Raw genomic sequence first — 14,440 nt, 5'->3', positions numbered from 1 at the left:
ACTTACCTGAAATGAATTCGGACTGCCTGTTTCGAGAGGTCTTGCCTTTTTGTATAAGCGATCTCGACGGTAACGGCTTCCTCCGCAGATTTAACATTTACGCCATCTACCACGATATCATCCCTCAGCCAACGGGATAGTGCCTGTCCCACTGTAAATTCCATTGCTGCCGCCAGAATCGTGTTGTTAGGTTCAAAGACCAGATTAAAGAGGCCACACCCAAACTCGGGCAGGTTGACCCGTTCCCCCGGGGCAGTAAAAAGTACCTGTATAATTTTGCCACGGATCGCATCATCGCCGCCGGTGGCGTTGATATGGCCTGCCTCGTTAACAGCGAATGGGAAACCGACTGAGGTAATTTCTGCCATAATGTCTCCTATTGCACAAGCCCAGTGCCGTCATTGCTCTGAGTGAATATCACATTATTCTGCACGGCAGTACTTCCAGTAACGGCAGCACTCACATTCCCCTGGGTTTGGACGCCAAAGACTTCCATGTTTGCTGTAATGTGCTCAATAACTCCAGCGGCAATGGCTACAGCGAGTTTTCGCCAGCCTTTACGAATGTTTTCTAAATCTTGTGGTTTCAATTTATTCTTTTCCTCTTGTGACATCAAAATACTATCGAGGTGGTCGAAAATAGCTTTGCTCATGCCAGAAGTAGCATTCACATCACCGATCTGTAAAGCCATTCATTTTTCTCCTATTCAACAGCATGCTTTTTTGATAGCGCCGGATCAAGTAGGAGCGGCGCCCCCGGTAAAGGCGGCGTCGTTGGCGCACCCAGATTCCCAGTATGCATATGCACTGCGAATACGGTATTGACCCAGTTGCTAAGAGCCGTCTTCAATTGAGTTCCAAGGACCAAAGGCTCTGCCGCATCCTCACCGATTTTTATTTTATTGCTCTTAATTGTTATGCTGGAACTATCCATGGTAATAACATTGTTGTTCTTGTCTTTACAAACAATACCCTGGCTATCCATTTTAATTTCGTTTTTGGCCCCATCTGTGATTTTGATTCCATCTTTATCCATCTTAATGACGTGACTGTTTGTAGCTTCTACAACAATTACCATCTCATCCCCATCGGCATCTTCAAATTGGATCGTATGCCCCTTTTTGGTCTTGATGATCTTCCGTGTTGGCGGATCTTGAACGCCGCTTTCTTCGCTCCCATCTGCCTTGTTTGGCTTGGGCAATTCGCTTTCACCACCTGGTTTGCTCCAGAAAGTGCCCACCCATATGGGAAATTCCAGGTCTCCTTCCTCAAACTCCACCCACACCCCGGCATCGACCTCCGGAATAAAAAGGGATCCAAGATTTGCATCTCCGCCATAAGGCACACAGGGCACTGCCCAGCCGGTAACCACATCATTGCCCAAGACACTAGGGACTTTGACCTTAAGCCTGCCAAGCTGTTCCGGGTCTGCGTTATTCACGACAAAGCCCCGGTATTTCCCGTAGAACCTGTATTCAATTTTTTGGACTAAGTTGGCAACGATTTTTTCTAAATTCATTGTGATCTTTTTTTCAACGTATTAAATTAGGCGTAGGGTGGATTAAAAGGTAGGTCAACCGTCCTCGGTTGACATCATAACGACAAGCGGGGACGCTTGTCCTACCGTAAACCACCCTTGAGGCTACAGCAGCCCGCCCAGAAGTCCTGAGGAAGCGGAAAAGTCCTCCGCACCTGTGGGCATGATCGCATTTCGTTTTACCCGAAAGGACTGAGTATATCCATCAGCGGTAAATGAATGCGTGACATGCTTAACATAATAAACGCCGCTATGGGTCTCACCCGTTCCCTTGATGGTGACCGTTCCCCTGGGTTTTAGGACGTGTCCATACTGATTGGCGTCGATCTCGCCTTCTCCCGTCACAAACCATTCTCCTTCATGATAAAGTCCCTGGCAAAGGGCAGCCATCTCAGGATTTCCCGTGGCTACGTTCATGCCGATATAGACCTGGCCTGGTTCCATGCCGGCGGTAAGCAGACCTGCAGCATCAATATCGCCTAAAGCTGTCTGTTGACTGCTCTCTGCAGTTGCGTCCAGTACCTCTTTATTGGTACGATCCACCTGAAACATTGAAGTATTTGCCGGGGTAAGAGCATTGACTTCAATAGAAAACCGGTTGAGATTAGTCTCGTCCCCGAAATGTGCGGCCAGCACCGGCTGTGGCGTTGCATCAACCTGCGGCTTTCGGAAGTATCCGGTTGCACCCTCAACATAGCATTCAAAGCCATTTCTCAGTGCTAAACGTTTCAGAAATTGTATGTCTGTTTCACGCTGAATGATCGTAGAAACAGCCTCATCGTGAATCACTTCTGTATCTTCTACCTCTGGTGTAAAACCGTAAATACTGAATATCTCTGAGGCGATATCACTATCCTTCTTATTAGGCCAGTCCTTTAATTTCTCTTCACGGTCCATCAATACACTCCTGTCCATCCCCCAGATTTCCAGCGTACATTGTGAAGGATCGGGGTCAAAAGAAGGCTTTACATGGGTAATATAGCCCGAAATCAGTTCTTCTGCGCCACTTTCAAAACCTGCGGAGATTTTCACCTCCTTCCAGACCCTTAACCTGTCGTCATCCAGATAGCTCCATATCCCATCGGGTTGCTGCAAGATGGCAATGCGCATTCTGAACATACTTGCCAGCTCGTCGTCCAACTCCACCTCCAGACTGATCAGGTCGCAATAGAGGTCGCCCACATCTTCGCCTTCGATCTCTATAGTAAAATTATCGTGTTCCATAAAACATTTATAATAATTCAGCTAAACATTTTTGACAGGATTAACAGGATAGACTGGATTTTATTATCTTGTTTATCCTGTCTGAAATTCTTTCTAATATAATGGCTATCACCATACTTTTTTATCCAACGACATCTGGTGGAATGATAATCTTCTTTCCTACCCTACCGATGTTCTCAGGCTGACTTACCCCGAAACCCGTATCAGTTATGATGCTGGCTAAATCTTCCACACACATATTCATTCGATTGTATGTGACAATTACAGCACGTTCAAAATGCTCCACGTGAACCGTAACCTGCTGACCATCAAGGGTTTGTTCTTCTGGTACCAACTGAATGTTTTCTACCACCTTCACGTCCTCAACGCCCAAAGTTTCCGAGAGATCCCTTAAAAGACCGGCCCATGGCGGCTGGGCTCCATTTCCTTGAAAAGTCAGGGGAAAACGATCAGTTACAATTGGTTCCTTTCCCAACAGGGCCTGTGGTGACATGAACTCAGGGTTTGCGTCGCAGATACGCCACCATTTTCTGGGTTGCTTGTAGTACTTATAGGCAAGGTGGTCCAGGCGGTCCACTGCCTCCACAGTGTGGAGGAATGCCCCTGATACCTCAGGAAGCAACCGTAAGTCCCTGGATGCCGAGGCCCGGCCCTTATTATCCGTAGTTACAACATCTGGCAATTTTCTATAACGAGAAATTTTCGAGAACATGTTTTTTACCCCGGTATAACCACATCGGCGATATCGGTAATGTTGGCAAGGTTTAGCACCGACATAGCTTCCTTCATGGCTTTGGAATACATATAGGGAATATTTTTACCTTCAATAACTGTCAGGTTTACTGCAACCGTGGCCCGTATGGGATTCAGGTCTGTACTAAATTCAGTTTCGGTAATATTCATGCTGTTAATGTTCACCGGCAGCACCCGTTTACGCCCCCAGATGAAGAGGATCAGGGGGGGATTTTCCCCCTTGGTAAAACTAAAACCTCCCGGCGAGCCGAGTAATGCCCCCAGGGCTTGCCCAATGAGACTTTCTCCCTTGGGATGTACCATCAACTCCAGGGTTGAAAGCTGAGGTGCGATACCGAACTGTTCCGTTATGGCATCTCCTTCATTTAATTTATCAGTAGCATCCAAACGAATTTCTAAGCCGATGGATTCTTCCTGCACTTGTACTTGTTGTGCATCCCGCAAATCAGTCAGATCGTCCTGTCTTTCATGGCACTTCCTGAGCGCGGTCGATGCACCTCCCGATGCCCCGGTACCCGGAACCGAGAAGGTTAGGCTGCGGTTACGGGTAAGTTGAATCGGATTAAATTGAAACACCACAACCAACGGTGGAAGACTTAAACCGTATTCGACAAATGCACCGCGCAAGATTTTTGGTTTGTTCGTAAAGCCACCAGGCATTGCATACTCCCTTCAAATTTCCAAATCAAATCGAATAGCTATCTTAGTTTTCGTAGCAGAATAGATTCCATTACATAAAATTACGGCCCCCCGATTCGACGGCCGAACACGTCAATGTTCCTGCACAAATCGGGATTCCCACCGCCGGCGCCGAAACAGGAAGCCTCACAAGAAGCAGGCAACGCCTCCTCAACAAAGCCCCGTGTAAGATGTACTATCTCATGTAGGATGGTAGATTCCAAGGGTTGGCAGCCTGCAAGAGAATCCGGATGCCCTGGAAACGATCTGCTACCAAGCGTGAAAATGTTTGCCGGAATGGAGAAGCCCGTAGATTCTGCGCAAGCTCCTGGAGTATTTAAGTTCACAGAACGTCTGCATCGGATGTCGAGGCCATGAGACCTCAAATTACGTTGAATCCTCGTACGACGCGACTCCTCAATACAGTCCATATTGAAAATCGTATTCAAGGCAGTGCGAGTCGCTGCCTCCACGTTAGCAAAGCTAAAGACAGCCGGTGCACAAGACGGGCGCACTACAATGTCTACACCTTCAGCCGCGAAACGATGAGACGCTGGAGCAGCAGCGGCTCCACCTCTCCCAGCCCCTCCCTGCAGTTGAATATCTGGCGTCTTTCTTTGGGTTTGCTGCACCACATGTGTAAGTTCATGAGCCATGAGGCCTTTATCCTGCTCACTCTCCCCTTTGCCCAGCCAGATTTGGTGGCCATAGGTAAATGCCTTTGCCTGAATCTGTGAGGCTGTTTGATGAGCATCATGGTCCGTGTGCAGCCGGACATGGCTAAAATCCATGCCGAACCGTGGCTCCATAAACTGTCGTGTTGAGGACGATAAGGGTTGTCCATCATTTATGTTGAGCTGGATATCTGAATCAGTATTCAGTGAATCGCCACCAGTTGCTATTCTTTGGATATTGATACCCACATTTGATTGATTATCCTCATATTGACCAAAAGAATCGGGCATTCGCATGATTTGCTCCGCCACTCTATCAGCTTCCTGTTCATAGACATCATTGGCTGGGCCAACGGACAATTTCATCTGTATTTCCCCAAGTTCCTCTTCTTTGTCAGCACAACTGGCGCCGGAGCCGCTGCAGGCGCATTTTCTTTGAATTACGGCGGCGCTACCCCCGGAAGTCTCCTTTCCGGAAGCCTGTCGACTTACTGCGATTGCTTGTATTGCGCTATTTCCCAGATTACGCTGAAAGAAATTGGTTGCGCAGGGCCTTTGTAAATTTGGCCAGTGGACTCCGCTTCCATCACCATTCCCTCCAAAAATCGGGTTGTCGGTGACAGGGTGAATACTCGTCATCGTATGGCAAGCGTTACAACCTCCGCACGGATTGTGACGAAACCCGGGATCATTATTGCGGTTTTTTACTGAGACCGCTGTATCTCCATTCTGCTTTTTCCATTCTTTCGTCCCTATCATAACATACCTCCATTCTCCATCAGCACCTTATGCTTTTAGGCGTTTAGCGGCTCAACATCGACAAAATTTTGTAGATATGTCAAAGCGTCTAAATACGAAATTCGAATATCGAAATTCGAAACAATACCGAAACTCAAAATTTAAATGTTCAAAACAATTCAACTCTTATGGTTTTGGTCATTTCAAATTTTATTTTTTTGGGATTTGTTTAGAATTTCGTGCTTCAGATTTCGTATTTTTAATCTCGTGCTTGTTTGGTTCTGGCTATGACAGCTTAAGTTTATATAGATTTTTCTCATCCCACAGCTTTCCGATTTTCTCGAACTCCCTCCTGGTCCCATCCAGAATATGCTGCATGCCGATCACACCGCCGTTTTCTGCCGCTAAGAAGGCGGCATTCAGGACAATGTTCTTGATATTTCCCCCGGCAACCTGGAACTGCTTTGATAGAAATTCATAATCAATCTCATCGCCCAAAGGCGCCTCTTTCGGAAAATGGGACTGCCATATCTTCGAACGGCTCGTCTCATCGGGGAAGGGGAACTCGATGATGAACCTGATCCTCCGGGTAAATGCTTCGTCCATGTTCTCGCGAAGGTTAGTGGCTAAAATAACCATACCTTCATACTCCTCCATTTTTTGCAGGAGATAACTCGTCTCTATGTTGGCATACCGGTCATGGGCGTCGGATACTTCGGTGCGCTTGCCGAAAAGGGCATCGGCCTCGTCGAAGAAGAGAATGGCATTGCTGGTCTCTGCCTCCTGAAATATCTTACTGAGATTCTTCTCCGTTTCGCCGATATATTTGCTGACCACGACTGAGAGGTCGATCTTGTATAAATCCAATTGGAGTTCATGGGCAATGACCTCGGCTGCCATGGTTTTGCCAGTACCAGGAGGGCCGGTAAAAAGCACACTCAATCCCTTCCCATATGAAAGTTTTTGATCAAATCCCCATTCCCCAAAAACCCGATAGCGATGCTTTACCTGGCTACAGATATCCCTGAGCTGAGATAACTTTTTTTCAGGCAGGATAATGTCCTTCCAGCTATAATGGGATTCTATTTTTACAGCCATCTCACTCAGTTTTTGATTGGATTGGTTGCGGCAAGCTGTGTATAGGTCAGGTAAACTGATTTCTTCTTGTCTGTTTTTCGAAGCGCGATAATTTTCGGCAAACTCAGCCGCATCCCCAATCTGTCCTGGCGTCAGGCGAAACTGGTTTGCTAATTGTGCGGCAAATTCTTTTTTAGTGTCCACTGACAGGTTTCCTAACGCTTTTTCCCACGCTGTTAACCGTAAAGGCATATCCGGGACAGGGAGTTTAACAGTATGGAACACCACACGTTCAAATACCCCTTTGGGCGACCACGACTTTTCTCCGGCAAGGAAGGTCAACCAACCATACTCCCCGATCACCTTAGCCATCTTTTTGACAAAGGCCTTCATCTTATCATCATCCTTCAACAAGATATCTGTATTGTCGAGATAAAGGGCTGCCTGCAGGAGTAAACCTTCACGGAATGCCAGTCGCAAAGATGTTTCGAAGTCTGACTCGTGCGCCAGGAGCAACTCCATGTCCAGACACAACAGTGGGCAGTTTAACTGTCCGCAGATTCCCAGGGCAAGCTCACGTTTACCTACACCGCAAGGCCCGTGGAAATGCAACACCAATCTTTTTTTGCCAGGGTTTTGCATGGAAAAATGATGCTTAGTTAAATTGAGCAGCCTGGTTTTGATCAATGAATCAACTAAAATGTGGTCTATTGATGTTGGTTGGCCATATACCTGAGCTATGCCAATCAGACGTCCGTCAATATTATTATTCCCTAACAGGTAGTTTAGTATGCGGGGATCGAGTTTTAAGAATCGTGCCAGGTCGCTGGAGCCGGAAGGGCTCTGGAGGTCATCGGCCGTATGTAGTATTCCTGCACGGAAAAGCGGAGCATGGTCAGAGAAAATGGTTCTGGCCGTCCATCGATCCGCTTGCGTATCACCACATAACAAATCCAGTACCAAATCAACACTTGGCTTCTTGCGGGTAATATCGTCCTGTACGTATGCATAAAGCTTGTCGTATTTGCGTTGTAATTCAGGGGCCAGACAGATAATTACCGTTTGTAATTCGAAAGGAGATAGGGCAAAAAAATGTGCCAATTGCGGCAAAGCCAGAAAAACACCTTTTCTCATGCTTTCTGTTACCCTGGCGCTGATTTGGTTCTGCAATGTTTCAAGTCGCTTTCGTAGCTTTTGCAACTCCGGATGATCACCCACAAAAGATCCATTCATGTTGAGCATCCAATCCACTTCTTCATGAGATATGTACATCTTCTGTGAGGCAACTGCTTCCTGCATAACCTGAGTCCTCAGCCGAAACGCCATGACCTGTTGCTGAATTAAAAGATCCAACTTTTTTAATTCATCAGCAAGATGATCATAGTTGCTTTTATAAAAGGATGACTCCTTATCTTTATCCTGATGAATCATCATGTGGTGACCTCAAAGAAAAATACCTTTCTAAACAGGTTCGAAATATCTACCCTTATTTCATGAAACCCCGTGGAAGTTGCCTGCCCTGGAATTACCGATGCTGGAATTGTTATGCTAAAACTATCTCCTGTAATATCTCCTCCATCCAAAATCCGCCTCCCCATAACGGTGACATAGGCCTTCCAGCCTAAAAGATTTTTGCCATGAAAGGTAACGACTGACCCTACCGGACCACTTGCAGGGTCCATAATTTCAACTTCAGGTGGATTAAAAGGCGCTCGCACATCTGGTATACCGATTTGGCGTACCCTTGTGGCCATGACCCGTTCACTTTCGGAGAGCATATCTAATTGGACAACAGATATTTCATATAAAATAGAGAGGCGAAATGGTTGTGTAAAAGTACTCCACACCTGGCTGAGTTCATCAAGGTTAACTGTATTTTGAATGATCTTGATCCGCTCCCTCGCATCTTTCAATCCATCCACCAGATAATCCTGAGGAACAAAGGGATTTTCGTAAAAGACCCGCATGGCCTCCCCTAAAATTTCATGGGCAGTACTGTTTCCCGTTTGTGGATCATTGGGTGCATATGAGGTCATAAGATAAAAGAGGTTCAGTGACAGAGGAGGCGGAACCAATCGGGTAGGTTCATCCCGCCTCACCTGCCAGTCCAGATTCTTTAAAGAGGGGTTTTCCTGCGCCTTATACAAAAAAAGGTTGATCCGCCGATCACCTCCTGTTTCATCGGGGGCAAGGATCGTCACATTAACCGCTGGGGTTAGTGTCATTTCCCCTACTAACAAATTCCTTAGTGATTCGCTTACCATACCAATGGCCGTTGATGCGCTCATATCTCCTATCCCTCATCGTAAAGTTCTTAGACGAAAACGGCCCAGATAGCTCCTTTCCCAAAATGCACATGGCGTTCTGGTCTGACTGGAATAACGTTTGATGACAACAACAGGCTGAACAGGCGGAGGTGGCGTTTCTTCCACCCTAAACGTCGGTGTCTCATTGTGCGTCCTTGCCTGCTGTTCAGTTTTCTTTGATGATAATTCATGTATTGCCTTACGTAGTTGCCTGATTCTATCGGATGCATTTTTATTCGTTTTGCCAGAGATGTCGGAGTCAAGATGTTCTGGCGCGTTGGCAGTTTGATTAGGTTGAGTCTTATATTTTTCTATAGTGGCAACAGAAATATTTCCACTTTTCGGTAAAGATTTGTGCTTACTACCTGGCGCCATCTCACTTCTAACTGCATTCACCTCACCGGTTATTAAATTTTCCCGTTGTATTATGGAATTAATTAAAGATTTGCCCTCCCGGGTTTCATATACAGAAGTCCTGAAAATATTCCTTTGTAAATCTGACGGAGATCTCTTTTGTTGAAATTGCCCTTCATTTTTATTAGATAAGATATCACTCTTCTTTGACGGGGATAATAAGGGGAATTTTTGCCTCATTCCTGATACTCCGGGAATCTCTATTCTTGCCCCTTCAATATCTCCAGCCGATTCCACCATTTTATCAGCTTGTTTAATCGAAACCTTTTCCTGCTTTGATTCTGGAATAGTTTCAAGGCTATTATTTATGGTTACCGCCGTCAATGGAATATCTTGCTGAATGCTTTCTTCTATAATATCCAGAGAATTTTCAGTCTCGTTCAGCATCGGCGGTAAACATTGTGTTATATTTAATGGTTCACTCATAACTTGGTAATTTGCATATCTAAAGCCGGCAGCAGGTATAGATGTTGGAAATGCAAGGCTGCTTTTGTCCATATCCGGAATACCCAGCAGGAGGCGTACGCCGCTTCTATAAAGGAATGGCCTGGCGCCATCTGCCAGAATGCTATATAAATAGTTGCCAGAAATATACGGTTTATCAGCTTGCATTATTCAATCTCTCTATTTCATCTGCCAGCACTTCGATATATTTATGCCGCTTTGCTCTTGGCATTTCCATAATCTCCCGCTCGCTCCATTTATAGTGATAGGCAAGGTAGTGTACCTCGCGATAAAGGAGGTCGCGACTGGTTCTTAACTCTCCAAAAAAGAACTCCTGGAGGTCAAAGGGCACTGAAAACTCACGACCGCATTCGGGACAACTCGCTCCCATGGTCAATTCCACCTTTGGCGCAACCTCCTTCATCCGTTTTTCAATTTCCATGCGTGCCACAGGAGAAAGCTTGCTGATAAGTTCGTACCCAGGATTTTTCAATGAGCCTATGTCCTGAATGCATCGTCCAAAAAGCATGGTTAACGCTCTTGCTTCATTTTCGGAAATAAGTGGTGATACAACTTCCTGGTCACCCCCGTTGGGAAGCCGGAAGGTAATTTCATGATATACCTCTCCATGATCACTCAAGAAAGCCGCTTCAGAGGAGAGTGTCATCTTATATATTGGCCCTTTATCTTCAGACTCCCTGACAGGGATATCATTTACAGAGAAATCGATATCAACGCTTTTACCGCAATCCGGCCAGGGGCAGGGAATTGTAGCAAAAATCTGCTCCCCAAAAGTCACTTCCCGCAATTTAAGGAGTAAATACTGCCTATCCGCAACGAGGAGGTTCCTTGCATCTTCCTCAGATATCGGGCTGATGGTGCCAATACGCCGAACACAGCGATTCAAGATAGCAGTTACAAGAGCCGCACTGGCTGGCTCTCTTCTGTCAGCCAGAATTTCTTCTTCCCGCCCGCTCAACGGCATTAGTTCAACATCCCGATGAACTACGGTATCTTTATCTACATATCCACCTGGCAAGAGGCACATTGTTTTATCCATAGGCCGTAAAACTTATTTATGTTTCCGTAGGTTCTGTCACAGAGAGGTCGCGTTCCCATCCCTCATTTTCCAGCTTAATGGTCTGGATCATCACTGCGTTAGCGCTTGCATCCAACTCCGGCAATGCCTGATATTCAGACACCCAACATCGGTATACTTTGTAAGATAGCGCCTTCTGACCCGCCTCATTAAAAACATCTATTACGACATCTTTACGGAAATTTTTCAGAGACATGTTAGCGTCACCCTGAAAATTGTTGACCAGATTCGCCCATTTTTCAAACGTATCATCATGGGTAACACCCGCTGTAAGGGTGACGGCGTCATATTTTGTTTTTCCCGGCAGCTTGCGGCCGGTGCTTGGATCGCCACCCTCCCGCCACTCTGCCATTTCAGTTGTTTTTTTAAGGGCGCCGCATTTACTCAGGCCTGCTACATAGACATTGTCGATTTTAATTTTGAATTTAAAATTCCTATACGGATCAAACCGATGGGTGTTTACCGTAAACTTTGCCATATCACTATCTCCTTTTTATCAAATATATCAAGGTATTCACGAAGACTGCCCTGCCTTCTGGCTGATCTTGACCACCACAAACTCGGCGGGTTTCAAAGGCGCAAAACCCACCAACACGTTGACGATTCCCAGGTTAATGTCATCCTGAGTCGTAGTTTCGCTATCACATTTGACGAAGAAGGCCTGAGAAGGCGTCGACCCCTGGAAAGCCCCTTGGCGGAACAAGGTCATCATGAAAGATCCGATATTCAAACGAAGCCCAGCCCATAGATCCTCGTCATTAGGTTCAAAGACTGCCCATTGGATGCCACGGTAGATACTAACCCGCAAAAAGATTGCCATGCGCCGGACAGGGATGTAGTTCCACTCGGCATCTGAAGTGATTGTTCGTGCGCCCCATAGCACGATTCCTGACGCAGCAAATTGCCTGATAACATTGATATTGAGGGGGTTAAGGTTGCCCTGCTGAACGTCGGTAAAGTTTACAGCTACGCCAACCGCGCCACCCAGAGCTGCCGCCGTGCCAGCAGGCGCCTTCCAAACACCACGCTGCGCATCAGTTTTCGCATAGAGTCCGGCAACATATCCGGAGGGCGGTACCTGGATAGGCTCAGAGGACTTTCCAGTCGGGTCAAGCATACGTAACCAGGGAAGATAAACCGCGCCATAAGAATTCTTGGGCGTAATCGCATCCCTAAAGGTCTTTGCCTCTTCTATAGTATCATCGTCCTGGGCCATGTCGCCAATAAAGAAACAATCGCTTAACGAACGATTGGCACAGTAATTCATCCCTGCTCCTACAACATCCTTAGACCCTATACCTGGCACTGCGATCAGACTGACATCCTCTTTATCATCCAGGATGCTGAATGCATCAGTGTAAGGCTGATCCGTTGTAATCGAATCACCATCCGATCCCGCCTGAACAGACACCACTTCAGTTGTAGGGGCAGCATGGTCACCCACGAGGTAGTAATTAGCCGGCGGTGTGCCGGCGGGATTATTTCCAGGACGTGTCACCGCCGCACCTAAGATCTCCAGTCCCTCCTCAAGCTTTCCAAGATTCAGCAGCCCAGCGGCGTCCTGGCTGCTGCTGGAGGCCGGCGCCACATTGACAGAAGATGATAAACCGGCGGCCCCTGAGGTAAGCAACAGCGCCCCCGCATCTACCGTGCACTGAAAGTTATCGAACGCATTCTGATTCGTAGACGCCCGCAGCTTCGTCAGTTGCCTTACCACGAATTGGATGGCGCCAGCGACATTGGCGTCGGTATCAAGATTCGCCACCTGGCCAGCGCCAGCCCCGACCGCATCCTGTAGGTTCACTTCCTGGTAGCCATCGCCATCGATATTGATGCGAAACCGGGTCCTGCCCGCGGGCAACGGCAATGATGGAGCAGCATCACCACGGCTTGTGCCGGCCTGTACATTGGTATTTGCCTGGTTCACGGTGACCCGGATAAACTTTGATGAAACAACGACTGTCTCCACAAAGTTGGGGGCGCCCGGAACCATGCTTAGATTCTCAAATTTCTCTAAATGAGTCAGTTCATCCTGCCAATAGACAGACAGGTTAAATTCGTTTCCAGGATCGTTAGTGCCATTAGCGATCACCACAGCAAGCTTGTTGCCCCATACTCCGGGGCTGATTGCGGAGATCGTCAGGCTCTGTTGTGCGGCTGCTCCCCGATCGTTTAAAACGATGTTGGCCGTTCTTGTATTTGCTCCGGACACCCTGACGATATAGCATTGATTCCCCCCGTTATTGAAAAACTGAAAAACCGCATGGCTGAGAAAAGAATTGTCCAGAAAACCGCCATAGAGATTCTGGTATTCAGTGAAGTTAAAGAGCTTAACGGCCTTATTCAAAGAGCCTTTCTCAGCCACTCCGATGAACGCGGGAATGGAAGTGCTGGCCGCCGCAATAGGCCGAATGCCACTGGAAACCTCTTCCACATAGACACCTGGGTATGACAAAGTTGCCATTATTCTCCTCCTTTCAGATTAGACTGTTATTTTTTCCCCTTTGTATATTTTGCCTTTTCAGCGCCAGCAGGCAAACGCTCCTTTTTTTCTCCGGATGCATGCAGGTCAATAACGCATAGATCCTTTAGTTTATGAACCTTTGGATTATTCTCTACTTCCACATCAAACAACTCTGCTGATATTGTTCTTGGCGCAAGGTGCAACGTCTGGCCGCTGTTTAATCGCAATAACACTGGCCGCGTAGTCAGATTTTCAATCTTGAAAGACATAGCCTACCCCCCTCTCTTCCATAAAAATTTACAATCAACTGTTTTGCAATAAGACCATTAATCTGATCCAGACAATTCAATAAAAACATCGTTTTTCTTTTATCTCAAACCCTAAGCTGGCATAGCAAGCACCAAACAAGTACGAGATAAAAAATACGAAGCACGAAGCACGAAATCCGAAACAAATACAAAACCCCAATTAAAAAAACGGGTTTTGAACATTTGAAATTGAATTTTAGAATTTGTTTCGGATTTCAGATTTAGCATTTCGGATTTTCACAATCTAATGTTTTGCCAAGAAATGCAAAGAAATTGTAACTATTCAGCGTAATCTATTAAACTAACGAACCGTAACTTGCTCCAAAACTCCTGTTTGAGAAGGCAATGGTACAGGAACTAAATTCGCGGGTTCAGGTTTGTAACCGTTCTGCTGAACTCACGACGAAGCCCGAACCAAACGTTTTATACTTTCAATCCCGCCTTCTATTGGCAGAACAAATGACAAATAAATTCCGAATTCCAAACAGGAATTTTGGTAACACTTTAGTTCTTTGAAAAATTCCAATAATCGCGTGTAGGGGTGAAGCATTTGCTGTAAATTGGTAACTATTCAGCGTAATCTATTAAACTACCGGAACACAACTCGCTCCCAAACTCCTTTTCGGAAACGTAATGGCGCTGGAAACTACATGCGCGGGTTCAGGTTTGTAACCTGAACCAAACGTTTTATACTTTCAATCCAGCCTTCTATTAACAGAACAAAT

14 protein-coding genes are annotated in these 14,440 nt (G+C 46.4%); all 14 read right to left on the bottom strand.

Annotated features, from left to right (window positions below):
- Positions 1-2 precede the first annotated feature (2 nt).
- Entirely contained in the window at positions 3-368 is a 366-nt protein-coding gene (locus ABJL82_RS12825; protein ID WP_347275091.1) for a GPW/gp25 family protein, read from the bottom strand.
- A gap of 8 nt (positions 369-376) precedes the next feature.
- The gene (locus ABJL82_RS12820) at positions 377-691 is read right to left on the bottom strand and encodes a hypothetical protein (protein WP_347275090.1); all 315 of its coding nucleotides are present in this window, start codon (positions 689-691) and stop codon (positions 377-379) included.
- Positions 692-702: 11 nt separating this feature from the next.
- On the bottom strand, positions 703-1,518 hold the full coding sequence (locus ABJL82_RS12815) for a phage baseplate assembly protein V (protein WP_347275088.1): 816 nt from the start codon (positions 1,516-1,518) through the stop codon (positions 703-705).
- A gap of 123 nt (positions 1,519-1,641) precedes the next feature.
- On the bottom strand, positions 1,642-2,760 hold the full coding sequence (locus ABJL82_RS12810; RefSeq protein ID WP_347275087.1) for a contractile injection system protein, VgrG/Pvc8 family: 1,119 nt from the start codon (positions 2,758-2,760) through the stop codon (positions 1,642-1,644).
- A 121-nt stretch (positions 2,761-2,881) separates the two neighbouring features.
- Positions 2,882-3,472: a hypothetical protein gene (locus ABJL82_RS12805; RefSeq protein WP_347275086.1), complete on the bottom strand. Its 591-nt coding sequence runs from the start codon at positions 3,470-3,472 to the stop codon at positions 2,882-2,884.
- A gap of 5 nt (positions 3,473-3,477) precedes the next feature.
- On the bottom strand, positions 3,478-4,173 hold the full coding sequence (locus ABJL82_RS12800) for a hypothetical protein (RefSeq protein WP_347275085.1): 696 nt from the start codon (positions 4,171-4,173) through the stop codon (positions 3,478-3,480).
- Positions 4,174-4,253: 80 nt separating this feature from the next.
- Entirely contained in the window at positions 4,254-5,624 is a 1,371-nt protein-coding gene (locus ABJL82_RS12795; protein ID WP_347275084.1) for a DUF4157 domain-containing protein, read from the bottom strand.
- Between the two features lie 264 nt (positions 5,625-5,888).
- Positions 5,889-8,114: an AAA family ATPase gene (locus ABJL82_RS12790; protein ID WP_347275083.1), complete on the bottom strand. Its 2,226-nt coding sequence runs from the start codon at positions 8,112-8,114 to the stop codon at positions 5,889-5,891.
- Entirely contained in the window at positions 8,111-8,968 is an 858-nt protein-coding gene (locus ABJL82_RS12785; RefSeq protein WP_347275082.1) for a DUF4255 domain-containing protein, read from the bottom strand. The genes ABJL82_RS12790 and ABJL82_RS12785 overlap by 4 nt, the downstream gene beginning before the upstream one ends.
- Positions 8,969-8,980: 12 nt before the next feature.
- Positions 8,981-10,012: a hypothetical protein gene (locus ABJL82_RS12780; RefSeq protein ID WP_347275081.1), complete on the bottom strand. Its 1,032-nt coding sequence runs from the start codon at positions 10,010-10,012 to the stop codon at positions 8,981-8,983.
- A complete protein-coding gene (locus tag ABJL82_RS12775; RefSeq protein ID WP_347275080.1) occupies positions 10,002-10,904 on the bottom strand; it encodes a DUF6760 family protein in 903 nt (300 codons plus the stop codon). Before ABJL82_RS12775 ends, ABJL82_RS12780 begins: the two co-directional genes overlap by 11 nt.
- Before the next feature lie 16 nt (positions 10,905-10,920).
- The gene (locus ABJL82_RS12770; RefSeq protein ID WP_347275079.1) at positions 10,921-11,421 is read right to left on the bottom strand and encodes a phage tail protein; all 501 of its coding nucleotides are present in this window, start codon (positions 11,419-11,421) and stop codon (positions 10,921-10,923) included.
- Positions 11,422-11,457: 36 nt separating this feature from the next.
- Entirely contained in the window at positions 11,458-13,407 is a 1,950-nt protein-coding gene (locus tag ABJL82_RS12765) for a phage tail sheath subtilisin-like domain-containing protein (protein ID WP_347275078.1), read from the bottom strand.
- 26 nt (positions 13,408-13,433) lie between these two features.
- Positions 13,434-13,676, bottom strand: a complete 243-nt coding sequence (locus ABJL82_RS12760; RefSeq protein WP_347275077.1) for a hypothetical protein — start codon at positions 13,674-13,676, stop codon at positions 13,434-13,436.
- Positions 13,677-14,440: the final 764 nt, after the last annotated feature.

This window comes from Candidatus Kuenenia sp. (genome assembly GCF_039794105.1).
Classification (GTDB): Bacteria; Planctomycetota; Brocadiia; order Brocadiales; family Brocadiaceae; genus Kuenenia.
The sequence above is the reverse complement of the archived record's forward strand: the minus strand, read 5'-3'. Positions and strand labels throughout refer to the sequence as shown.